The following is a 25,697-nucleotide window of genomic DNA, read 5'->3' as shown; positions in this document are numbered from 1 at the left end:
TCTTAGAATCGTAAGTTAATCGAAATTTCCAAAAATTTACTAACTCCGAATTAGGGTCATCTGAGTTTTATAAAAAGTTATTTATAAAATTGAAAATTGAATTTAAGTGAATTATTTTAAACCAGTATTGATTTTTTAAACATTGTACGAATCTATTTAAATTTCAAAACGTCTATTGAAGAAATAAATTTAAGGGGGAAACTTGAAAAAATTATTAACAATCCTTTTTTTAATTGCATTTTATTCAACAAACTATTCTCAGCAATTTGGGTTAAGTTTTATGTTCGGTTATCCGCAAGGTGAATTCAGATCAAATGTTGATAGAATGGGATTTGGCGGACAAATACAAGGAACTTTTTGGGCTCCTTCCGAAGAAATGCCTTATACAATTGGGTTAGATTTAGGTTACTTAGTATACGGTCAAGTTGATGAACGCAAACCCTGGATTGGATTTCCCGGTGTTTATTTAAATTTAAGCAGAACAAACAGTCTTGCAAATTTTCATGTTTTAATGCAGGTAAGTCCATTCTTTGGAACAATTCGCCCTTATGCAGAAGGCTTATTTGGAGGTTCATATATTTTTACACAATCTTCTGTTAAAGCAGATTATGAAGAAGAAGATATTGCAAGTTCAACAAATTTTGATGATTTCACATGGAATTACGGCGGGGGTGTTGGATTGCAATTTAAAATTGCTGGAGAATTAGAAAATGTTGATGCAATATTTTTGGATTTCAAATCAAGATATTTATTTGGAACAGAAGCTGAATATCTTACAGAAGAAAGTTTAATAGGAATTGATCAAAGCGGAAATCCAATTTTTGAAACACAAAAATCAAAAACTGATTTTCTATCATTTCATATTGGGGTAATTATCAATCTAAATATTACAAATTTAGAATAGACGATTATTTAATTTGATAAGAATTTTGAATGTCAATGTAAGTATTTAAAACTTACTTACATTGAGTAATTTGTTAAAACAAATTAAAAGTTTTCATAGATTTTGATTTATTTTAAAGCAAAATTATTAAATCCAAAAAAAATCTACTTTTTCATTGTAACTCATTCCATTTAAAATTATTTTTTTTTTCAAATATTGAAATTTTAGAGAAAATTTTAGTGCAATGATATTTTAAATTGCTCAAATCAAATATCAGACTTTATCCTACAAGAGTTTCATACTTTTTCTATAGAAATCAATAGCTGCTTATTTAAGACTAATTATCCAAAACATAAAACTAAAGATAAATTTTGGATACAATTCGTCAAATTTCATTATAATAATTATTTCTTAAATTATTAGATAAGTGGTAAAAAAAACTTGACTTTTGAACTAATAAAGCATTATTTTTCTTGTAGTGGGTAAAAGTGTTTAATATTCCCAAATGATAGGATAAATAAATGTTTTTAGGAAGTTTTAATTACTCAATTGACACAAAAGGAAGAATTAGCATTCCTGCTAAATTGAGGAAATTTATGGATCCTAAAGCAAATGATTCCTTTGTAATGACAAGGGGAACGGCAAAATGTATTGATATTTATCCAATGAATTTGTGGGAAGAATTGGTTCATGAAAAACTTAAAAATTTAAATAGTTTTGAACCAAATGAAGCACTTTTCTTAAGAATGTTTTTACAGCAAGCGGCAGAAGATAAACTTGATACTCAAGCCAGATTGTTAATTCCTAAAAATTTAATAGAATATGCTCAAATTGATAAAGATGTTCTTATTCTTGGTGCAATTAAAAGAATTGAGATTTGGAATCCAAAAATCTACGAAGAATACTTAAAAACCAGCGAGCTATCCTTTGAAGAAATAGCCAAAAAAGTTATGGGTGCTTGACGTATGGCTTACCATGTGCCGGTTATGTTGAGTGAAACAACAGAACTTCTTATCAAAAATAATTCGGGCACATACTTTGACGGCACTCTCGGTTTTGGCGGACATTCTTCAAATTTTTTAAAACAACTTGATAGCAATTCAAAAATAATTGCAACAGATAAAGATGCTGCAGCAATAAATTATTGTGAAAATTTATTTTCAGATGATAAGCGAATTACAATTTATAACTCAAGTTTTACAGAAATAAAAAATATTTCTCTCCTTGAGGGAATAAATGGTTACGATGGAATTTTTGCTGATTTAGGAGTTTCATCTTTTCAATTTGATAACGCAGATTCCGGATTTACATACAGAGAAGAAGCTGATCTTGATTTGCGAATGAACAAATCAATTGGTGAGCCGGCTTATAAGTTTATTAATTCTGCAGATCAAAATGAAATTGCGGATGTTATTTACAAATATGGTGAAGAGAAAAATTCAAGAAAAATTGCTCGAGAAATTTTGGCTGAAAGGAAAAAAAAGTTTATTAAAACAACTATTCAGTTAAAAGAAATTATTCAGAAAATCGTTCCGGTTAAAAATTTGAATAAAACTCTATCTAGAGTTTTTCAGGCATTAAGAATTTATGTAAATAATGAACTTGAAGAACTTAAATTATATTTAGAAAAATCTGTTGAACTATTAAAAGATGGCGGAAGAATTGTAATTCTATCCTATCATTCTTTAGAAGATAGAATTGTAAAGGATTTTTTTAAATATGAATCGTTAAGCTGTATTTGTCCGCCCGAAGTTCCGGTTTGCATTTGTGATAAAAAAAGCCGACTCCAAATAATAACAAGAAAACCAATTGTTGCAAGTGAAATTGAAATTAAAAATAATCCAAGATCGCGGAGTGCAAAATTAAGAGCAGCTCAAAAAATATAACTAAAGGTGGAAACAGATTTTTTAAGAATGTTTTTGTTGTTGTGTTTACAATAGCACCGCTTCTTTTCATATACATGTTTACAATAAAGGAAATAAAAAATTTAAATGCATTCAAGAATTTTAAATTGGAAGAATTAAGAGAAAAGGAAAATAAGTTAGAAATAAAAAGAGTTGAATTGCAAAGACTAACCTCGGAAGATGAAGTTGTACAAAAAGCAAAAGATAAATTTGCTTTAATAAGAATTGATAATCTTAGCAAAATTTCCATAAGCAAAAACCAAATTGAAAATATTAAAAAATTTGTTAGTAAAAAGTATGAATAACAATAGAGCCTTACTCATATTGATTTTTGTACTAATTGCTTTTGTTGGATTAGTTATAAAATTGTTTAGCGTTCAGATTGGTGAACACACAACTTATAAAGCTAAAGCCGATAAACAGCAGAATAGAATTCATGTTGTAAAAGCAGAACGCGGAATTATCTATGATAGAAATAAGGAAATTTTAGCATACACAAAAGATGATGTTTCCTTATTTGCAGATACAAGAATGCTTAAGAAAAGACCAAAAAGCAAAATTAAAGTTGCTAAGGAACTTGCAGTTATTTTTAAAACAGATGCAAATAAATATATTCGAATGATAAATAACAGCAAGGGTAATATTTGTCTTGAGAAAAAAATTCCAAAAGATAAATCACTATTGCTAAACAATTTTGTTGTTGACGGATTTTTTAAAGTTGAAGATTATACAAGAGTTTATCCATATAAAAATATTACTTCTCATATTTTAGGTTATGTTGATAAGCAATCCGAAGGCTTAGCTGGCTTGGAGAAAATGTACAATGAACAATTAAGAGGAATTGACGGCGAACTTCATATTGAAAATGATGCAATTGGAAAAACAGTATCAATAAATTATGATGAATCAGTTTCGCCAACACCGGGTTATTCTTTCCAGCTTACAATTGATAAAGTTTATCAGAAAATTTTAGTAACTGAATTAACCAACGGAGTTACACTCTATAAAGCAAAATCCGGAATCGGTATAATTGCAAATCCGCAAACCGGTGAAATTTTGGCAATGGCAAATGTTCCGGATTATGACCCAAATGAATATAATACTTATGATGATTTTTCGAGAAGAAATCGTGCATTAACTGATACTTATGAACCCGGTTCTACAATGAAATCAATAGTAATGGCAATACTACTTGATGAAGATTTAGTACAAGAAAATAATATAGTAAATACTGAAAACGGAAAATTTAGAATTAAAGGTGCATTAATTAGTGATACTCATGAATTTTCTTCGCTGACAGTTAGAGGTGTACTGGAGCAATCCAGCAATATTGGTATGGTTAAGTTAAGTGAGAAAATTGATGATGATGATTTCTATAAAGGGCTAAGAGATTTTGGCTTCGGTAATTTTACTTCAATTGATTTATTGGGTGAAACAAGAGGAAGTCTTAAAAAACCTAATCAGTATTCAAAAATTAGTAAAGCATTCATGTCTCACGGATATGAAATTTCAGTTACACCAATTCAAATGATTATGGCTTACTCTGCAATTATAAACGGCGGAAATCTGCTTCAACCATTTATGCTAAAGAAAATTTTAACACCAAATGGTGAAATCGAAGAAGAATTTGAAACAAATAAAATTAGAAGAGTTATTAGTAAAGAAACTTCAGATAGAATGAAGGACATTATGCTTGGTGTAGTTGAAAACGGCACCGGATCAAATGCAAGACAAGATAATGTCTTTGTTGGGGGAAAAACCGGAACAGCACAAAAATTAGTAAATGGTAGATATTCAAGTTGGGAATACAATTCATCGTTTATCGGTTTCTTTCCGGTTGAAGATCCAAAAGTAATTTGTTTTATTTTGCTTGATGCTCCACAAGTTGGCAGATATGGCGGACAAGCTGCTGCACCAATATTTAAAAATGTAACATCAAAAATTCTTGAAACTGATTTTACTATTCAGCGAAACAAAAACAAAATTGAAAGAAATGAACTTATTCAAAATTTAATGACCGAAGTGAACATAATTGATGAAAGAGATAATGAAACTTCGTTTGCGAATGTTTCTGATAAAAATTCAAAAGCTGAACCAAAGCAAAAAATTAGAAAAAATATTATGCCAAACTTAGTAAATAAAACAATTAGAGAAGCTGTATCAATATTAAGTGAAATGAATATTAAATATACAATTGAAGGGAATGGAAGAATTTTAAATCAGAGTATTAAACCGGGAAGTTCTATTTCTTCCAAAACCGAATGCAAATTAATTTGCTCATCTACATCAGTGGATAAGAACTAAATGTTTTTAGGTAAAATTTTAAATAATGTTTCCGTTATACAAGTTATTGGCAATCCGGAAGTTGTTGAAATAAATAAAATTACAATTGATTCTCGGGAAGCTGTAAAGGGATCAATATTTTTTGCTTTAAAGGGTTTGAAAACCGACGGACACAAATTTATTCAGCAAGCAGTTAGTAATGGAGTTTCGGCTGTTGTTGTTGACGATGAAAATGTGAATAATGATAGATTATTAACAAGTAACAATATTGTAAAAATATTGGTTAATAATGCAAGAATTGCTCTTGCACAAATATCAAGCGCATATTATGGAAACCCTTCATCTCAGTTAAACTTAGTTGGAATAACCGGAACAAAAGGGAAAACTACAACATCATATTTCTTGAAGAATATTTTTGATAATTCGGGATTGAAATCCGGATTAATAGGAACGAATAAAAATCTAATTGCTGATATAGAAATTCCAACAAAATTAACAACTCCGGAATCGCATATAATTAATGAATTATTGAGTGAAATGATAAAAGCAAAATGCTCAAATTGTGTTATGGAAGTTTCTTCGCATGCGGTTGAAATGGAAAGAATTTCTAATCTTGATTTTAATATTGGTGTATTTACAAATATAACTTCAGATCATTTGGATTATCACAAAACTTTTGAAAATTATTTAGCAGCAAAAAAGAAATTTTTTACTTCATTGAAAAGTGATGCAAAAATTATTTATAACAGTGATGACCAAAATAGTTCGAAATTATTGTCAGATACAACAGTTCAAAAAATATCGTATTCATTAAATGAAGATTCTGATTTTAAAATTTCCAATCTTGAATATTATCTTAATGGAACGAAATTCGATTTAAATTATCAAAATAAAAGTTACAATGTTGAAACAAAATTAATTGGAAAGTTTAATGCATATAATGCCGTTGCAGCAATAGGAGCAGCAGTATATTCAAATATTTCAATTGAAAAATCGGTTGAGGGAATTTTTTCAACAAAACAAGTCCCGGGAAGATTTGAAGTTATTTCTTCAAATAAGAAAAAAGTAATTATAGATTATTCGCATACTGCGGATAGTTTGCATCAAGCATTAGAAGCTATAAAACACATTGTTAAAAATGATAGACCAATTTATACAGTATTCGGATGCGGTGGAGATAGAGACAAAACAAAAAGACCTATTATGGGGAAAATTGCAGTTAATAATAGCAAATTTGTGTATGTAACTTCAGATAATCCTAGAAGTGAAAATCCATATGATATAATTCAAGACATAACTTCAAATTTAAATTCAAAAAATTTTAAAGTAATAGAAGATAGAGAAAGTGCAATAAAATCAGCTATTATAGAAAGTGAAGATGATGCTGTAATTTTAATTGCTGGAAAAGGTCATGAAAATTATCAAGAAATAAAAGGGGTAAGAAATTATTTCTCTGATAAAGAAATTGCGGAAAAATATTTATAAAATGAAAATAACTTTAGAAGACATATTTAATCTTTCAACAGCAGTAATTTATAATCCTGACTTATATAAATCTGTTACGTCAGTTTCTATAGATACAAGAACAATTAAAAAGAATTCGCTGTTTGTTGCAATTAAGGGTAAAAATTTTGATGGTCATAATTATATTCAAGAGGCTGTAAATAAAGGTGCAATTGCAATTGTTGTTAATCGTAATAAATTATCTTCACTTGATTTTATTGATATCCCAATTATTTCAGTAAATAATACAATAAAAGCTTACGGAGAATTGGCAAACATTTGGCGAAATAAATTAAACGCAAAAATTATTTCTATTACCGGCAGTAACGGAAAAACTTCAACAAAAGAAATGATTGCGAATTTGCTTTCATCAAAATACAAAGTACACAAAACAATTCTAAATAATAATAATGATATAGGTGTTCCTTTAACAATTTTATCAGCTTCGGAAACTGATGATTTTATTGTTCTAGAGCATGGCACAAATCATTTTGGTGAAATAGAATATACTACAAAAATAGCTCAGCCAAATTATGCAATGATCACAAATATTGGTTCATCACATTTAGAATATTTGGAATCAGTGGAAAAAGTTTTTGAAGAAAAAGTTAAATTATTTGATTTTACTAGAGCTGATGGAAATATTTTTATAAATAATGAAGACAAATATTTAAAGAACACAACTCGGAAATTTAAGAATACAATTACATTCGGTAAAAATAATTCCTATGTAAATTATCAGATTCTCGAGATTTCAGATGAATCAAAATATAAGATTAAGATTGAAGGATTTAAAAAAAATCTAATATTTACCATTCCGCTTTTGGGTAAATCAAATATTATAAATCTTGTTTCCTCAATAACAGTATGCCTGAAATTGGGTTTAAATAAATCTGAAATTCTAAATTCTATTAAAACATTAAAACCGGTTAAGGGAAGGCTCGAGGAATTTAACTTCACAAATTTTACTTTGATTGATGATACATATAATGCTAATCCGGAAAGCGTAAAAAATGCTTTAGAAGTTTTATCGAATTATAAAAAAAGAAAAAATAAAATTTTAATTCTAGGTGATATGTTTGAGTTGGGTAAAAATTCAAAACAGATTCACGTAAGTATCGCTAAAGAATTAGAAAAATCAAAAATTAATTTTATTGCAACTATTGGGAAAAATACAAAACACATAAATGCCTCAATAAAATCAAAGGGTATTGACAAATTACATTTTAACGATAGAAAAAAAATGAATATGTTTTTAGAAAAATATGATGTAAATGATTCGGTAATTTTAGTTAAAGGTTCAAGAGGAATGCATATGGAAGAATTTGTTGAAACAATTAAAAGGAATAATACATAATGTTATATCATCTTTTTAATTATTTGAATGAACTTTACGCCCCACCAGGATTTGGGATATTTAAATTTTTATCTTTTAGATCAGCGCTTGCAGCAATTACAGGTTTGTTTCTTGCATTTTATGTCGGTCCAAAAATCATTACTTATTTAAGAAAAAAACAAATAGGTGAAACGATAAGAGAGCTTGGACCTCAAACTCACAAATTAAAAGCTGGTACACCAACAATGGGTGGTGTGATTATAATTTTTTCAGTTGTTGTTCCGGTACTTCTTTGGGCCGATATTATTAGCACATATATTTTACTTGTTTTATTAGGTACACTATGGCTGGGGGTAGTTGGATTTATTGATGATTACATGAAAGTTGTTATGAAGAAATCTAAAGGATTAATTGCACGATATAAATTATTAGGGCAGATATTAATTGGGTTAGTAGTTGGTTGTGTAATTTATTTTTTACCAGAATTTAGTGAATACAATACCCAAACTACATTACCGTTTATGAAAAATCTAAATTTTGATTTTTCATTACTCTACATACCAATGGTAATTTTTGTAATCACGGCAACATCAAATGCTGTAAACTTAACAGATGGATTAGATGGCTTAGCAATTGGCTCAATGATAATTGTGATGCTTGCAGTAGCTGTATTGAGTTATGTTTCAGGTAATAGAATTTATGCTGATTATTTGAACGTTATATATTTACCCGGCTCTGGTGAGCTAACCGTATTTATTGCCGCATTTATTGGCGCAGGTTTGGGATTCTTATGGTTCAATTTCTACCCGGCTCAGGTTTTTATGGGTGATACAGGTTCGCTTGCGCTTGGCGGTGCATTTGGAATTATTGCAATCTTAATAAAAAAGGAATTACTAATCCCATTATTGGGTGGAGTTTTTTTCTTAGAAACTATATCTGTGATAATTCAGAGACTTTATTTTAAGTACACAAAAAAGAAAACCGGTGAAGGAAAAAGAGTTTTTAAAATGGCTCCAATTCATCACCATTACGAGCTTATGGGATGGGCGGAACCGAAGATTGTGATTAGATTTTATATCATTACAATAATTTTAGCAATTGTAAGTTTAGCATCATTTAAAATACGTTAATGGAAATACAAGATAAAAAAATAAGTGTTCTTGGTGCTGTAAGGAGTGGAATTAGCGCTGCAAAATTAGCAAAACTAAAAGGTGCAATTCCATTTGTTAGCGATATGAATGATAATTCGGAAATCAGAAAAAATATTTCTGTGTTGGACGAATTAAATATTTCATATGAGCTAGGTCAGCATTCTGATAAAGTATTTGATTGCGATTTTATTATTACTAGTCCTGGTGTTCCTTCAGAATCAAAAGTAATAGTTGATGCAAAAAGTAGAGGAATTAAAGTAGTTAGCGAGATTGAATTTGCATATTGGTTTCGTGAAGCGAAAATTATTGGCATAACCGGAACAAACGGCAAAACTACAACTACAAGTTTATGTTCACATTTATTAAATTCATCGGGAATAAAAGCAATAGCAGCCGGAAATATCGGATTACCTTTTTCTGAAGTTGTTACAAGTATTAAAAAAGATGAATTTGTTGTTCTTGAGTTGTCGAGTTTTCAGCTTGATTTTATTGATCAATTTACACCAGACTATGCAATTATGCTGAATATTACACCGGATCATCTTGATAGATACGAAAATAGATTTGATCTCTATATTAAATCAAAAATGAGAATTATTAAAAATCAAACTGAAAGACATACATTTATTTACAACGGGGATGATGAAAATATTCCACTTGGATATGTATCAAACAAAGTTAATCTATTTGCATTTTCTATTGATAAAAGTATCACAAATGGCTGCTTTTTAGATGATGACTGGATAGTTTTTGCTCAAGATGAATATGAAGAAGATGTATGCCAAGTTGAAGATTTATCACTAAAAGGTGAACATAATTTAATGAATTCTATGGCTGTAATTACCGTTGCTATGAAAATTGGAATTGAGAAAGAACTAATAAAAAAAGCGCTTGGAACTTTTAAGGGCGTTGAACATCGACTTGAATTTGTTAAGGAAATAAATGGAATAAAATTTATTAATGATTCCAAAGCAACAAATGTTGATTCAGTTTGGTATGCTTTAAGAAGTTTTGAAGAACCAATACTTTTAATACTTGGTGGAAAAGATAAAGGCAATAATTATAATGATATTAAAGAAGAAGTTAAAAAAAGAGTTAAGAAAATTTATGCAATAGGTTCATCTTCACAAAAAGTTGTCGATTTCTTTAAGGCAATCAAGCCCGTTGAAATTGTTAATTCACTTGAAGATGCAGTAAAAAAGGGATTAGATGATGCATCAGACGGTGATGTTGTACTTCTTTCTCCGGCATGTGCAAGCTTTGATATGTTTAAGAATTATGAAGATCGTGGAACTCAGTTTAAATCAATTGTAAATAATTTATAATGAAAAATTTAGCAAGAATACTAATTGGTATAGTTTTATTTCTAATAATACTTGGATCAATAATTATTTTCTCCGCAAGAGGATATTCATTTTTTATTTCTCACATTGGAAAAGTAATTTTTGCTGCTGGTGCATTTGTTCTTTTTGCAGTAATTCCTTACAAATATTATAAAAACATAAGTAAGTATATGCTTGTAGGAATTTTACTTGCTTTAGTTTATACACTATTCTCACCGGCAGTAAAAGGTGCTTCAAGATGGATGAATCTAGGGTTTATGAGTTTTCAACCTTCTGAATTTGCAAAAATATTTTTACTGATTCATCTTGCAGTACTTATTGAAAAAAAAGGTGAAGGAATAAAAGATTTTAATAATGGATTAAAATATATGCTGCTTTGGATTGGGGCAGTTTGCCTATTAATATTTGTTCAACCGAATGTTAGTACAACAATAATTGTTGCGGCAACATCATTCGTATTGCTTTATGTTGCCGGGGCAAGGGTTTTACATTTGGGCGGAATAGTTGGCGGCATTGCGGTTATTGGAAGTTTAGGTGCAATGGCATTCCCGCATTCACGAGGAAGAATTTTAAGTTTCATCCACAGTATTACAGAAGGTGGAAGTATAAATCTTCAAGTGCTTCAATCAAAAATTGCTTTAGGGAGCGGCGGTCTATTTGGTTTAGGTATTGGTAAAAGCAGACAGAGTGATCTATTTCTTCCCGAACCTCATAACGATTTTGTGTTTTCTGTTGTTGGTGAAGAATTGGGATTTTTTGGCGCACTTGCTATTCTATTTGCTTACATGGCAATATTTTTTGTAGGCATCTTAATCGCAAAAAAAGCTAAAGATGATTTTGGTCAACTTTTAGCATTCGGAATTTCTTTTACAATAGTTATGAGTGCTTTCATTCATGTTGCAGTTGGACTTGGACTTTTACCAACAACCGGAATTACTTTACCATTTATTAGTTTCGGTGGAACATCAATAATAATATTTTCTATTTCACTTGGTATACTTATAAATATTGCTTTAATATCGGGAAGACATCGTGAAATGAAAAAGGCAAGAGTATGAACAGCAAAGCATACAATTTTATATTTGCTGCCGGAGGAACGGGCGGACATTTATATCCGGCGGTTGCAGTTGCCGAGCAATTGAAATTATTGATGCCGAATTCAAATATTCTTTTTATTGGAACAAAAAATAAAATTGAAGCGAAAGTAATTCCACTTCTTGGATTTAACTTTAAAACAATTTGGATAAGTGGATTAAGAAGAAAACTAACAATTAAAAATTTACTCTTCCCAATAAAATTGATAGTTGGATCTATTCAGTCATTTATAATTAATTTTCAATTCAAACCAAATGTAGCAATTGGCGCTGGAGCTTATGTCTCCGGACCAGTAATTATGATGTCAAAATTACTAGGTTCAAAAGTTGTATTGCTTGAACAAAATAGTTTCCCTGGTGTAACAAATAGAATGTTAGAAAAAAAAGCTGATCAAATTCATATAAGTTTTGAAGATTCAAAAAAATATTTTAAAGATCAAACAAAATTGATTTTATCAGGTAATCCTATAAGAACTACATTGCAATTAAAAGATAAAATTGAATCTTTGAATAAATTAAACCTAAGCGAAAATAAAAAAACCTTACTTGTATTGGGAGGAAGTCTTGGTGCTTCCACAATTAATTTTGCAATAAAAGAAAATCTACCTTTGTTAACCAAAGCTGATATTCAAATAATTTGGCAAACCGGAGAGCTTTATTTTGATCAATATAAATCGCTAGCAAATGAGAAAATTAAAATCTTCCCATTTATTTCAGAAATAGAAAACGCATATTCAGCATGTGATTTAATTGTAGCTAGAGCTGGCGCAACAACAATAGCTGAAATTGCATACTTGGGTTTGCCGGTTTTATTTATTCCTTCAAAAAATGTTGCTGCAAATCATCAATATAAAAACGCAAAATCTTTGGCTGATGAAAATGCTGCATTGCTGATAGAAGACTCCAAATTAAATTTAAAACTTGGCACATTGATATTAAAATCAATACAAGATGAAAATCTTCTAAGAAATTTGAGCAAAAATATTTTGAAATTTTCTAAACCGGATGCAGCAAAAATTATTGCAGAAGAAGTAATAAAACTAGCCGGTGCGGAAATAAATATTGTGAGAAATTAAATGATAAAAAACTTTATTAAGAAAGTACACTTTGTTGGTATTGGCGGAATAGGAATGAGCGGACTTGCCGAAATTTTGGTTAATCAAGGTTTTAAAGTTTCCGGATCAGATTTATCTCTAACAGAAATTACAGAAAGATTGCAATCCCTCGGAATTGAAATATTTCAAGGTCATCAAAAAGAAAATATTAAAGACTGCGATTTGGTTGTTTATTCATCAGCTGTTAATAAAGAAAATCCAGAGGTCAAAGAAGCTATTGAAAGAAAAATTCCAACAATCAAAAGAGCGGAAATGCTAGCAGAAACAATGCGAATGAAAAATGGAATCGGCATTGCTGGAACTCATGGTAAGACAAGTACAACTTCAATGGTTGGTTTGGTTTTAACAGAAGGTGGAATTGATCCAACAATTATTGTTGGTGGAAAATTAAGTAGTCTTGGCGGAACCAATGCCAGATTGGGAAACGGCGATTATATTGTTGTAGAAGCTGACGAATTTGATAGAACTTTTCTTCAATTAACGCCAAGTATTGCAGCAATTACAACTTTAGAAAAAGAACATTTAGATACTTATAAAGATTTGGATGATATTAAATCAGCATTTATTCAATTTGCAAACAAAGTTCCATTTTATGGTTTTGTTGTTTTGTGTTTAGATGAACCGGCTTTGCAAGATATTATTCCACAAATTAACAAAACTATTATTACATATGGCATTTCTCCACAAGCTGATGTAAAGGCAGTTGATATTAGTTTTGATAAAAACCAAAGTACTTATACAGTTATTTATAAAGGTGAAGAATTAGGTGAAATTAAATTAAATCTCCCCGGTTTGCACTATGTTAAAAATTCATTAGTTGCGGTTACTATTGCAAAAGAAATGGGAATTGATTTTGAAATAATTAAAAAAGCGCTCGGTGCATTTTCTGGGGTTTATAGAAGATTTGAGAAAAAATATGATAATGAAATTTTGGTTGTTGATGATTACGGTCATCATCCAACCGAAACAACTGCAACATTATTAGGAATTAGGAGCGGTTGGAAACGAAGAATTGTAGCTGTATTTCAGCCACATCTATATTCAAGAACAAGAGACTTTTATGCTGAATTCGGCAGATCATTTTTAAACTCAGATGTTTTTATTTGCACTGATGTTTATCCGGCAAGAGAAAAAGCAATTGAAGGAATCAACGGAAAATTAATTGCAGATGCGGCAAAAGATTTTGGACATAAAAATGTTATCTATGAAGCTGATAAAAATAATATTCCAAGTTTACTAATTAGTTTAGTTAAAGATGGCGATATTGTTATCACACTTGGTGCAGGCGATATTTGGAAATTTGGTGAAAAGTTTGTTGAAGAATATAAATTGAAAAATAAAAATGAAAACAATAAATAAAATAAAGCATTCAATTTTATTAGTGATTTTAATATCCATGTTTGGAGTTTTAGCATTTTCGTTAGAAGGCAGTAAACTTAACTCAATAAATAATTTGGAAATTGAAGGTGCAAAATATTTGACTGCAAACCAATATCTGGAAATAGCAAATCTAACGAATTTCAAAAAAGATCCAAGTATAAATATTTCCGTAATTCAAGATCGATTGGAAAAACATCCATATATTAAAAATGCTGATGTTTGGCAAGCTGAACGTGGAACAATTAAAATTAAAATATTCGAAAAAAAATTAGAAGCTTTATTATTAACAAATACTAAACAATTTTTACTTACCGATCAAGCTGAAATAATTCCATATTACACAGCTACTAAACATATTGATCTTCCGGTAATTGTTAACCTAAGAAATAGTGATAGAATTTCAGCTTTCAAAAATGCCGGAAAGTTTCATAATCTAGTAAAATCTTTAAATATTATTTCTGCATCAGAAATTTATGATGAAGATTTATACAAAAGAATATCTGAAATCAATTTTAACAATAGTGAAGAAATAACACTTACAATTTCTGATTTAAAATTCCCAATTTATTTAGGGAAAGATTCTGAAATAGAGAAGACAATTTATTTATCAAAAATTATAAAGCACATACGTAAAAATAATCTTGCTGATTATATGGATTATCTTGACTTAAGATTTACAGATTTAGTGTACTTAGGTTTTGACAAAAATTTAGTTGCAACCAAGGAAACAATATGAAAAAAAATATTATTGCTGGTTTAGATTTAGGAACAACAAAAGTTGGAGCTGTAATTGCAGAACAGCAAGAAAACAAAATTGATATTCTCGGTTTTGGAGTTGCTCCTTCAGATGGATTAAATAGAGGACTTGTTGCAAACATTGCAAAAACTGCCGATGCAATAAAACAAGCTATGACAATTGCATCAAATCGTGCTGATATTGATGTTAGAGCATTAAATGTAGGTGTTGCCGGAGAACATATAACAAGTTTACGACATCGAAACTATGTAACAATAAACAATCCGGATAAAGAAATAACTCAAGCTGATATTGATAGACTTAAAGCAGATGTTAAAACAATTAGAATTCCTGCTGACCGACAAATACTTCATATAATTCCGGAAGAATTTTACATTGATCATCAAGGCGGAATTGAAAATCCAATTGGAATGTGTGGCAGCAGATTGGAAGCCCTAAATCATGTTGTACTTGCTTCAATACCTGCAATGCAAAATATTAAAAAATCAGTTGAACGCGCCGGATATACTGTGCAAGATTATATACTTCAACCAATAGCTTCAAGCGTTTCTGTATTAGAAGAAAATGAAAAAGATCTTGGAGTTGCGCTTATAGATATCGGCGGAGGAACAACAGATATTGCTGTGTTTCATGAAAAAAGTATAAAATATACCAAGGTAATTGGTGTTGCCGGAAACCAAGTTACAAACGATATAAGAGAATCACTTGGTATTGTTACTGAGGAAGCAGAAAAATTGAAAAAAGAACATGGATACGCTCTTGAAGAAGCAATTATTAAAGATGAAGATATTTATATAAAAGGAGTTGGTGCAAGAGGAAATATTAAAATTCCGGTTTCACTTTTAACACAAATAATTCATGTTAGAATGAAAGAACTTTTTACACTTATTGATAACGAATTGCGTCAAGCCGGATTTAAGAATAAAATAAAAGCTGGTATTGTACTAACCGGCGGCGGTTCATTACTTAGCGGCGTAACAGAATTAGCAGAATCTGTATTTGGATTACCAACAAGAATTGGTGTTCCACTGGATTTAGGCGCCGGGTTATCAAATGAAATTGAAAGTCCGGAATTTGCAACTGTTGCTGGTTTAATACGTGGAATGCCCGGCACAACAAGCTCACAAGCAATGTTTACAATTAAAAATAAAACTAATGTTAAAGATTTAGGTATATCTAAATTTTTTAAAAAAGTACAAGAATTTTTTGACGAATTATAAATAAAATACAACAAGGAGGAACCATGCCAAGTTTTGTAACACTTGACAGAGAAGATATGTTATCAGCTAAACTTAAAGTTGTTGGTGTAGGCGGCGGCGGATGTAATGCAATTGAAAGCATGATGCAGCGCGGCTTAAAAGGTGTTGAATATGTTGCAGTTAACACCGATGCTCAAGTTCTTAGAATGAGTAGTGCAAATCATAAGATTCAGATTGGTAACAATATTACAAGAGGATTAGGAGCTGGTGCAGATCCTAATGTTGGAAGAAAAGCTATTGAAGAAGATAGAGAAAAAATAACTAAAGTTTTGGAAGGTAGTGATATGGTTTTTGTTACTGCCGGAATGGGTGGTGGAACTGGAACTGGCGGCGCTCCCGTTGTTGCTTCAATTGCTAAAAGTCTTGGAGCTTTGGTTATTGGAATTGTTACAAAACCATTTAAGTGGGAAGGAAAAAGAAGAATGCTCAATGCTGATGAAGGCATTCATGATTTAAAAAGAAGTGTTGATAGTTTAATTGTTATTCCAAATGATAGATTACTAAGTATTTTAGATAAAACTGTTTCAGCTAGAACAGCTTTTGAAAAACCGAATGAAGTCTTATATGAAGCAACTAGAGGAATTGCAGATATCATTACAATTCCCGGAATTATTAATGTAGATTTTGCAGATGTAAGATCTGTAATGAATGCTAGCGGTGAAGCGCTAATGGGTGCTGGAACTGCAAGCGGTGAAAATAGAGCGATTGAAGCAGCACAAAAAGCTATTTCATCACCATTGTTAGATGGTATTAGTATTAAAGGAGCAAAAAATATTTTGTTAAATGTAACTGGTTCTGATGATCTTACGATGCAAGAAATTGATGAAGGCAATAAAGTTATATACGAAGCAGCAGGCGAAGAAGCTAATGTAATATTTGGCTGGGTTGCAAAAGATGAAATGAATGACAGCGTTTCATATACTGTAATCGCAACGGGATTTGGTGCGAGCGCTAAAAAGGAAAGTAAAATTATTAGCGAGAAAAAAGAACAAATAGAGGAAAAAGAAAAACGCTTTGCTGGTTATACAGTTGAAAATTTTGAACTTCCGAATGCACCTGAAGAATTAGATACTCCAACTATTTTTAGAGTAAAAGGAACAAATAAAATTCTTTCCGAAGAAAATCTTGTTCCAAGAAGCGGATTTAGAATTGATCAGCTTGATGCATTTGATGGTGTTCAAGTAGAGGACAAAAAAGATGAAAAGAAAAATAGAGGAGGGTCATCTTTTTTAAGAATGATGATGGATTAAAGTACTTTAAAAAATTAAAAGGCTGTCGTTGATTTCATCCTTGTTGTAGGTAACCTCGTCAATTACCAACCGAAATCAGTACAGCCTTTATTTTTTAAGTCTTAATAAATTATCAATTTTTAATTACGTCTAATTTCGGTAAATTTATTTTCAAAAGAAAACACTTTATGAAAAAAATATTATTCATAATTTTAATATTTACGATAAATATTTTCGGACAATCTGAATCTCAAGTTGGCTGGATTGCAAAGTTTGGCGGAGCCGGTGGTTTTACACCTATGTTATACTTCCCGAATTATGATGAAGTAAATATTCAAATAGATAAACTTGGCATGGAAAAATTAAGCGGACCATTATATGCTTGGGGCGGAAGTGGTTATGCTTATGTTACAATTATTGATAATTTAAGATTGGGCGGAATTGGTTTTAGCGGTTATCAGTCGGAAAATTCAGATGTAAATAATTTTAAAAATGAAATTGAATATTCTCTTGGCGGCGGTGCAGCAACCATTGAGTATACAATGCCATTTGTAAAAAATATTGCTGTTTCAGTTGGAATTATGTTTGGCGGTGGAAGTTTGGAAATAGATTTCTACAAAAATTTGGAAGAAAATAATTGGGATGAAATTTGGAATAATGTTAATGCAAATGATCAAAATCGAAATTATCAAATTACAAATTCATTTTGGCTTTTATCCCCAACACTTAATGCCGATATTCCAATAACTAGATTTCTTGCAGTTAGAGCTGGATTGGGTTATCAATTTACTTTTGGTAACAACTGGGAAATAGCTAATCAACAAAAAATAAATAACGTTCCTTCTGATTTAAATGGAAATAGTTTCTTTATTCAGACTGGAATTTTTATTGGACTTTTTGCATTCTAAAAAATTATGAAAAAGATATTAGTTACCGGTGGTGCCGGATTTATTGGAAGCAATTATATCAATTCGCTACTTTCTGAAAGAGATGATTTAACAATAGTAAATATTGATAAACTAACTTATGCCGGAAATCTTGAAAATTTGCAACAAGTGGAAAATAATTCAAACTATGCTTTTGTAAAAGGTGATATTTCAAATAAAGAATTGATAGATTATTTATTTCAAAAATATAAGTTTGATTATGTTGTAAATTTTGCTGCAGAATCTCATGTCGATAGAAGCATTCTTGGCTCAGAAATATTTTTTACAACAAATGTAATTGGTACAAATGTACTACTAGAAGCAGCAAAAAGATATAATGTTGAAAAATTTCTTCAAGTATCTACGGATGAAGTCTATGGTAGTTTAGGTGAATTTGGTTTATTTACTGAGCAGACTTCGCTTTCTCCAAACAGTCCTTATTCTGCAAGCAAAGCTTCCGCTGATATGATGGCACTTTCTTTTTATCATACCTACGGATTACCTGTTGTTATCACAAGATGTTCAAATAATTACGGTCAGTTTCAATTTCCGGAAAAATTAATCCCTTTGATGATTATAAATGCATTAAATAACAAAAAACTTCCGGTTTATGGTGATGGATTAAATGTAAGAGATTGGATTTACGTTATTGATCACAATAAAGCTATTACTCTTGTACTAGAAAATGGACAAGTTGGAGAAGTCTATAATATTGGCGCAAGTCGTGAAATGAAAAATATTGAAATTGTAAAATTGATTTTAAGTAAATTGGGAAAAGATGAAAGTTTAATTGAATATGTGAAAGATAGATTGGGACACGATAGAAGATATGCAATTGATTCATCGAAAATTCAAAATGAATTGGGATGGTTACCAAAATTTGACTTTGAAAATGCGATAGAAAATACAATAGATTGGTACCTGCAAAATAAAAATTGGTGGGAAAAAATTATTTCAGGAAATTATAGAAGTTATTATCAAACACAATACGGACAGAGATAAAATTTATGCTTAGAAAATTTTTAATAATATTTTTTAATTTATTTTTTGTACTACTTTTTAGTAATACGTTTGCTCAAACAAAAAATAATGATAACTCTACATCTCAAATGCAAGCATTATACTTAATAAATGTAACTATCGGTGGTGATTTTCCATTAAGTGGTTCTTATTCTGCCTCAAGAACTGAAAGAGTGGACCAATTGATTACGAGAATATCACTACAATATAAAGCAGAAATTCTTGGTTCAACCCCAGATGAAAAATTACTATCCTTAATTAGAAAAAATAGTGATAATTTTTCAAAAAGGAATATAATCTTAAAGCGATTTAATGGTGAGCAAATAAATTTAGATTTAGTGAAATTCAGATTAACCGGAGATTTTTCTCACAATCCTTATTTAATGAATGATGATGTAATTATTTTCCCACCATTTGATATAGAAAAGAATTTTGTTTTTATAACCGGAGCTGTTAATAGAGAAATTCGTTTTGAATTTGTTGAAGGTGAAAAATTATCTGATGCAATTTTTATAGCTCAAGGATTAAATCCGGCATTTTCCAATGTTGATAGCGCACATATTTCAAGGCTTTCAAGCAACGGAGAAGTTGAAACTCTATTGAAAATAAAAATTAGTGATAATCCCCTTTTGCAAAGAGGCGATAGAATAAATATTTTGGGAGATGCATATCAAAAAGATAATTACAATGTTGTAGTTTTAGGCGAAGTAAAAAGACCCGGCAAAATATTTATTTCTAAAAATAATACAACAATTTCGGAAGTAATAAAAAGAGCCGGTGGATTAACCGATAAAGCATCATTAAAATTTGCTGAAATTTTAAGAAATTATAACACCGTTTCAGCACTAAAGAAAAAAGTACTTTTAGAAAATGACGAAGGAATTCAATTAACCTTAGAGCAAGAAGATCAATTGTTAAAATTTAAACAAAATGAATTGCTTAAAATGTATAGAACGGCAGATATTACCTATGATGACACTTTATTTTTTAATATTGATAATGCTTTAAGAAATTTGGAAGGTTATTCAAAAATTGATTTAACTAAATTATCTGATCCAAATTCTTTTGAAAGTAAATATATTATGCATGAAAATGATGTAATAATTATTCCGGAAATTAGAAATGAAGTTTATGTTTGGGGAGGAGTTGCAAACTCCGGTTATTGTCAATTTGAAGAAGGTAAAAGCATAATTGATTATATCAAAAATGCCGGAGGTTATTCTGAAATTGCAATGGGAGATGATGAATTATATTTAATCAAAGGTAAATCTAGAGAGTGGATAAATGTTTTGGAAAATGAAAAGGATAAAATTGAAGCTGGGGATTTTATATATATTAAGAAAAACAGACCAGTTGAAAATTTCTGGTATTATGTAGGAAGAATAAGTGCAATTGCAGGAATACTTGGCGGAGTAGCAACAATATTTTTAGCATTTAGCAAATAAAATTTCGGAAATATTTGATGAATAAAGAAATGACTTTTACAGATTATTTAAGTGTATTGTATAAATGGAAAAAGTTTATAATTATCAATTTACTAATTGTAACTTTGATTTCAGTTACAATAGTTTTAATAATCCCTAAAACTTATAAAGCTACTGCAACTATAATGATTCCACCGGACTCCCAATCAAGTTTATCAGGGCTGGGTGGTCTATCTAGTCTAGTTGGTGGAAAATCTTCATTTGCAGCTCTTGGTTCCAAGATATTTGGATTAAGTGGTGCATCTCAAGATGTAATATTAGGAATACTAAATAGTAGATCAGCTTTGACAAATATTATACAAAAATTTAACCTAATTGAATATTACGAAATTGATGATGAAAACATGGACAAAGCAATTAAGGCGTTTAGTAATGATATTTATGCAGACGCAAATGAGTTTGAAATGATTGAAGTTAGTATTCTAAATGAAAATCCTATTACTAGTGCAGATATTGCGAATTATATAGTTAAACTTGTTGATAGTATTAATATTAAAATTAACACAGAACGTGCAACAAATAGTAGAATTTTTATAGAGAAAAGGTATTTAAAGAATATTGAAGATTTAAAGGTTGCGGAAGATTCTTTATATAAATTTCAAAAAAAATTCGGAATTGTTGCTATTCCAGAGCAATTAGAAGTAACTGTAAAAGCTGCCGCAGAAATTGAATCTCAAGTTTTTAAAAAAGAAATGGAATCATATTTTGCTAAGGAATTATTTGGTGAATCTTCTCCTCAGTTTCTTGGTTTATCTGCCGAATTAGAAATGTTAAGAAAGAAAGTTAGAGAATTGAAAAATTCATCAAACCTTGGAGAAACCTCCAATATTTTATATCCATTTAAAAAAATGCCAGATATTGCACTTGAATATATGCGTACATATAGAGAAGTTGAAATACAACAGTCAATACTTGAGATTGTTATGCCTATGTATGAGCAGGCTAAAGTTGAAGAACAAAAAAGTATGCCAACAATTATATTACTTGATAGAGCTGTTCCACCTCAGCTTAAATATGGTCCTAAAAGAGCCGCAATAGTAATAGGTATTTTTCTGCTTATATTCTTTTTTTTAATTCCATTTGTCTTTTGGGGTGAAAAAGCAATAAACAGAAAAGATTTTGAAAACACAATTCAAATTAGTTTTTCTAATTTTATACAGAAAATTGTTAAGCTTTATAGATTAAAATTTTAGTAATTATTAGAATGTCACTTCTACTAACATTTTTGGTTTCACTGTTTGGAATTATCTGTGGTAAATATTTATTTCGTCACTGGGTAAATCATTTAACGTTATATTCTGTAATTTGGGGATTTTTAATAATTTTATATGAGTTAAAATTACTACCTTACTATGATATTATTCCATTAACGTGGTTTTTTATAATTTCATCTTTTTTGTCATTTTTATTTGGAATTCTAACTCTAATAAGTTTGAGAAATTTATCTCCTACCAACAGTTATAATATCAAGCCAACCAAACTGAATTTTAAAATTTTTTCTGATGATGGTAAGTCCTTAAAATATTCAATTTTAATTTCAAGTATTATAGGAATATTAGCAGCTGTACAGCATTGGTTAGTCTTAATAGATATTTTTGGTAACGTTACTTCTGCATTAATTAATGCAAATCTTGTGTACAAATTAAACTTAAAAGGTGGTGGTGATGGTGTTATACCATATATTTCAAATTTCGGATTTGTTGCAGTCTTCTTTTCAGGAATTTACAGTGCCTATAAAGGCAAGTTTTCATTTTTAACTTTATTACCTTTTATTGGAATTATTATAAAAAGTTTAGCAACTTTTGGTAGAGTTAGTATGCTTTTTGCTTTGATGGAATTTTTAATAACTTTCTTTCTTTTCAAATATCTTCTTGAAACTGATAGTGAACAAAGATTTAAATTTTCTAAAAGAAATGCAGTTATCTATATAAGCATATTGATTTTTATTGTAATTATTAGCGCTTCACTTGCAAGAGCAACAAGAATAAGTTCTGAATATTATAAAGGTACAAGTAAAGAATTAAAAGACCTAGAAGGTAATTTTATTATTACTCCATCAATATATTTTTATCTTAGTTGTGATATTGGAGTATTAAATCAGTATATGAAATCTGATGGTGAAAAAACTAAATTTGGTGAAAATACTTTTATGCTTTTTCATTATATATTATCAAAGTTTAATATAATTGAAAGACCATCCGATTTGCAAAAAGGCTATAATTTTCCTATGGGAGCAAATACAGGTACTTTTATAAGAGAACTTCATGCAGATTTTACAGTAGTTGGTGTTTATTTGGTACCGTTTATTTTGGGATTTGTTATAACTTGGTTATGGTTCAAATTTTATATAAATCATGGATTAATTGTTTTAACATTTTTAACATATTTAAGTTTAATTATTGGTTTTTCTTTTTTGATGATGATAACTAGACTTGATATTTGGGGTATTAGTCTTATATTTATTCTTATCTTAATTCCTATAATTGAAAAGTTTGCATTAATTTTGAGTAGAAAATCAATAAAATTTAATTAAGCGAACTTAAGTGAAAGATCTCAAAAACCCGTCAATGAATTATAATGGTACTTCAATAACAAAAAATTCCATATACAATTTATTGGGTTTCATTATTCCTTCAGTATTTGCAATATTTATAATTCCTGCGTTAATAAATGGTTTGGGAATTGAAAGGTTTGGAATTCTTAACTTAGCTTGGATTGTAATAGGTTATTTTAGTTTTTTTGATTTTGGAATTGGTAAAAGTTTAACTAAAATAATTTCTGAAAAGTTAGGTGAAAATAAACTTGATCAAATCCCAAGTTTATTTTGGACTTCATTATTTTTAATGTTGGGAGTTAGTTTAATATTAGTTCTTATTTTAATTTTGTTTGTTCCCCAAATTGTTGATCTTTTTAATATTACTCCAACACTTCATTCGGAATTTTTAAGTACATTTTACTTATTAATTTTAGCAATTCCGCTTGTAGCTACAACTGCAGGATTAAGAGGAGTTTTAGAAGCTTATCAAAAATTTTTCCAAATAAATTTAATTCGGGTATTTCTTGGAATTTTTACATTTTTAATTCCACTGCTATGTTTAGTTTTTACTAAAAATATTTTTTGGGTTGTTTTATTTTTAATTTTGATCAGAATTATTGTTTGGATACTTTATTTTAGATTATGTTTTAAAGTCCACAAAGATCTTAAAAATCAGATAAAATTTGAAATAAAATTAGTTTCAACTATATATAAATTTAGCGCGTGGATAACAATTGCTAATATAATTGGACCAATAATTTCCAATATTGATAGAGTTTTAATAAGTGTTATAATCTCTGCAAAAGCATTAGCTTATTATGCTACTCCGTATGAAATGATAATAAAATTATTAATTATCCCAGATGCAATGGTTGCTGTTTTGTTTCCGGTTTTTTCCGCTAGTTTTTTTAATAATAAAACAGATTCTAAAAAGTTATTTTATTCTGGGGTTAAATTTATTTTTTTATTCATTTATCCAATTGTTTTATTGGTTATTACTTTTGCAAACGAAGGAATTGAACTATGGATTGGTTCAGAATTTGCTAAAGAAAGCAGCATAATTTTGCAAATTTTAGCATTTGGCATATTATTTAACGCAATTTCCTACATTCCTTTTAGTTATTTTCAAGGCGTGGGAGAACCTCACATTCCTGCATTACTAAGTTTAATCGAATTACCTTTGTATCTAATTTTTATGTTTTTTTTCATTCAAAACTGGGGTTTAAAGGGTGCAGCTATAATTTGGCTGGTAAGAATTATTTTAGATACCGGCAGTTTATTTTTTTTAACTTACATAAAGTTTCAATATAGATATAATGTCTGGATTTTTATAGTGGCAATTGTTTTTTTAATGATTCCTTTTATATTTGAATCTATTTCAATGAAAATGATTTATACAACAATAATCCTATTTGGATTTCTAATTTTATATTGGAATAAAATACTTTCATTAGATGAAAAAAGATTTTTAATATCCAAAATGATGAAAATTTAATAATGTATAATTTTTGAATTAGTGTAACAATAAAGCACACATCATTTTTAGAGTTTTTAAACATATAAGCCAGAAATATTTATAAATTTATTTTATATGAAAAATGAAAGAAAAGTAGCTGGAGTTGTTGTAATTTATAAACCGGAAAATAATATTTTTGAAAATATTAATACTTACATAAATCAAATTGATTATTTATTTATCATTGATAATTCAAAAGAAGAATGTTTCGAAACTAAAACGAAAATACATTCCATTGAAAAAGTTAAATATATTTTTAATAATGATAATATAGGAATTGCGGCAGCATTAAATATAGCTGCAAGAAAAGCCAGTGAAAAAGGATTTTCGTTTCTCTTAACAATGGATCAGGATAGTAGAGCTCCTAAAAACATGGTGGAAAATTTATTAAATATCTATGAGAAAAAAGAAAATATTGGCATAGTTTCTCCATTACATTCAAATAGGTATAATACCCATCTCAAGTTCGAAAATGAAAATGATGAAGTAAAGATTGCAATGACTTCCGGGAACTTACTTTCACTTGAAGTTTTTAAAAAAGTTGGAGAATTTAGGAGTGATTTTTTTATTGACTATGTTGATATTGAGTTTTGCTTTAGATTACAATTAAATAGTTACAAAATAATTAGAGCGAATAGAATTATTTTGGAACATAATGAAGCAGACTTATCTTCAAAAAAAATTTTAAACAAAACATTTTATCCACTTAATCATAAACCATTTAGACTTTATTATAAAACGAGAAATTTACTTTATCTTAGATCAATGTATAAAAACTCACTCCCTCATTTGCTGAAAATTGAATATGACTCATTTTATAGAACATTACTTAAAATAATTCTATTTGAGAAGCAAAAATTTCTTAAAATAAAAATGATTTTGATTGGAATGTGGGATTATTACAATAGTATAAAAGGCAGAAAATTTTAGTATTAGTTAATAATAAAAAATTGAGAATAAATAATATTTGGAAAGTAT

At 29.2% G+C, this 25,697-nt stretch carries 22 protein-coding genes; all 22 read left to right on the top strand.

The window, feature by feature from the left end; all coding sequences use genetic code 11:
* The first annotated feature begins 202 nt into the window (after positions 1–202).
* The 22 genes from IPM32_00715 to IPM32_00610 all read left to right on the top strand — a co-directional run bounded on the left by IPM32_00715 (position 203) and on the right by IPM32_00610 (position 25,649).
* A complete protein-coding gene (locus IPM32_00715) occupies positions 203–904 on the top strand; it encodes a hypothetical protein (protein ID MBK8943767.1) in 702 nt (233 codons plus the stop codon).
* Between the two features lie 500 nt (positions 905–1,404).
* Entirely contained in the window at positions 1,405–1,845 is a 441-nt protein-coding gene (gene mraZ / locus IPM32_00710; protein ID MBK8943766.1) for a division/cell wall cluster transcriptional repressor MraZ, read from the top strand.
* A 3-nt stretch (positions 1,846–1,848) separates the two neighbouring features.
* Positions 1,849–2,769, top strand: a complete 921-nt coding sequence (rsmH, locus tag IPM32_00705; GenBank protein ID MBK8943765.1) for a 16S rRNA (cytosine(1402)-N(4))-methyltransferase RsmH — start codon at positions 1,849–1,851, stop codon at positions 2,767–2,769.
* Positions 2,770–2,894: 125 nt separating this feature from the next.
* A complete protein-coding gene (locus IPM32_00700) occupies positions 2,895–3,092 on the top strand; it encodes a hypothetical protein (protein MBK8943764.1) in 198 nt (65 codons plus the stop codon).
* Positions 3,085–5,091 (top strand): transpeptidase family protein, encoded by a 2,007-nt coding sequence (locus IPM32_00695; protein MBK8943763.1) that lies wholly within the window; start codon positions 3,085–3,087, stop codon positions 5,089–5,091. Before IPM32_00700 ends, IPM32_00695 begins: the two co-directional genes overlap by 8 nt.
* Positions 5,092–6,555, top strand: a complete 1,464-nt coding sequence (locus IPM32_00690; protein ID MBK8943762.1) for a UDP-N-acetylmuramoyl-L-alanyl-D-glutamate--2,6-diaminopimelate ligase — start codon at positions 5,092–5,094, stop codon at positions 6,553–6,555.
* Between the two features lies 1 nt (position 6,556).
* Positions 6,557–7,930: a UDP-N-acetylmuramoyl-tripeptide--D-alanyl-D-alanine ligase gene (locus tag IPM32_00685; protein MBK8943761.1), complete on the top strand. Its 1,374-nt coding sequence runs from the start codon at positions 6,557–6,559 to the stop codon at positions 7,928–7,930.
* On the top strand, positions 7,930–9,039 hold the full coding sequence (locus tag IPM32_00680) for a phospho-N-acetylmuramoyl-pentapeptide-transferase (GenBank protein ID MBK8943760.1): 1,110 nt from the start codon (positions 7,930–7,932) through the stop codon (positions 9,037–9,039). Before IPM32_00685 ends, IPM32_00680 begins: the two co-directional genes overlap by 1 nt.
* Complete coding sequence (locus tag IPM32_00675) at positions 9,039–10,385, top strand: UDP-N-acetylmuramoyl-L-alanine--D-glutamate ligase (GenBank protein ID MBK8943759.1); 1,347 nt, start codon at positions 9,039–9,041, stop codon at positions 10,383–10,385. The genes IPM32_00680 and IPM32_00675 overlap by 1 nt, the downstream gene beginning before the upstream one ends.
* A complete protein-coding gene (locus IPM32_00670; protein MBK8943758.1) occupies positions 10,385–11,461 on the top strand; it encodes an FtsW/RodA/SpoVE family cell cycle protein in 1,077 nt (358 codons plus the stop codon). Before IPM32_00675 ends, IPM32_00670 begins: the two co-directional genes overlap by 1 nt.
* On the top strand, positions 11,458–12,573 hold the full coding sequence (gene murG, locus IPM32_00665) for an undecaprenyldiphospho-muramoylpentapeptide beta-N-acetylglucosaminyltransferase (GenBank protein ID MBK8943757.1): 1,116 nt from the start codon (positions 11,458–11,460) through the stop codon (positions 12,571–12,573). The genes IPM32_00670 and murG overlap by 4 nt, the downstream gene beginning before the upstream one ends.
* On the top strand, positions 12,574–13,971 hold the full coding sequence (locus tag IPM32_00660) for a UDP-N-acetylmuramate--L-alanine ligase (protein ID MBK8943756.1): 1,398 nt from the start codon (positions 12,574–12,576) through the stop codon (positions 13,969–13,971).
* On the top strand, positions 13,955–14,728 hold the full coding sequence (locus tag IPM32_00655) for a cell division protein FtsQ/DivIB (protein MBK8943755.1): 774 nt from the start codon (positions 13,955–13,957) through the stop codon (positions 14,726–14,728). Before IPM32_00660 ends, IPM32_00655 begins: the two co-directional genes overlap by 17 nt.
* On the top strand, positions 14,725–15,969 hold the full coding sequence (gene ftsA, locus IPM32_00650) for a cell division protein FtsA (protein ID MBK8943754.1): 1,245 nt from the start codon (positions 14,725–14,727) through the stop codon (positions 15,967–15,969). Before IPM32_00655 ends, ftsA begins: the two co-directional genes overlap by 4 nt.
* 23 nt (positions 15,970–15,992) lie before the next feature.
* Positions 15,993–17,258, top strand: a complete 1,266-nt coding sequence (gene ftsZ / locus IPM32_00645) for a cell division protein FtsZ (protein MBK8943753.1) — start codon at positions 15,993–15,995, stop codon at positions 17,256–17,258.
* 167 nt (positions 17,259–17,425) lie between these two features.
* Complete coding sequence (locus IPM32_00640) at positions 17,426–18,145, top strand: hypothetical protein (GenBank protein ID MBK8943752.1); 720 nt, start codon at positions 17,426–17,428, stop codon at positions 18,143–18,145.
* A gap of 6 nt (positions 18,146–18,151) precedes the next feature.
* Complete coding sequence (rfbB, locus tag IPM32_00635) at positions 18,152–19,165, top strand: dTDP-glucose 4,6-dehydratase (protein MBK8943751.1); 1,014 nt, start codon at positions 18,152–18,154, stop codon at positions 19,163–19,165.
* A 5-nt stretch (positions 19,166–19,170) separates the two neighbouring features.
* The gene (locus tag IPM32_00630) at positions 19,171–20,628 is read left to right on the top strand and encodes an SLBB domain-containing protein (protein ID MBK8943750.1); all 1,458 of its coding nucleotides are present in this window, start codon (positions 19,171–19,173) and stop codon (positions 20,626–20,628) included.
* A gap of 17 nt (positions 20,629–20,645) precedes the next feature.
* Positions 20,646–21,860 (top strand): hypothetical protein, encoded by a 1,215-nt coding sequence (locus IPM32_00625; protein ID MBK8943749.1) that lies wholly within the window; start codon positions 20,646–20,648, stop codon positions 21,858–21,860.
* 11 nt (positions 21,861–21,871) lie between these two features.
* A complete protein-coding gene (locus tag IPM32_00620; GenBank protein ID MBK8943748.1) occupies positions 21,872–23,200 on the top strand; it encodes an oligosaccharide repeat unit polymerase in 1,329 nt (442 codons plus the stop codon).
* A 10-nt stretch (positions 23,201–23,210) separates the two neighbouring features.
* Positions 23,211–24,698 (top strand): flippase, encoded by a 1,488-nt coding sequence (locus IPM32_00615; GenBank protein MBK8943747.1) that lies wholly within the window; start codon positions 23,211–23,213, stop codon positions 24,696–24,698.
* A gap of 96 nt (positions 24,699–24,794) precedes the next feature.
* Entirely contained in the window at positions 24,795–25,649 is an 855-nt protein-coding gene (locus tag IPM32_00610; GenBank protein MBK8943746.1) for a glycosyltransferase family 2 protein, read from the top strand.
* The last annotated feature ends 48 nt before the right edge of the window (positions 25,650–25,697 follow it).

Source organism: Ignavibacteriota bacterium (assembly GCA_016716225.1).
GTDB lineage: Bacteria > Bacteroidota > Ignavibacteria > Ignavibacteriales > Melioribacteraceae.
The sequence above is the reverse complement of the archived record's forward strand: the minus strand, read 5'-3'. Positions and strand labels throughout refer to the sequence as shown.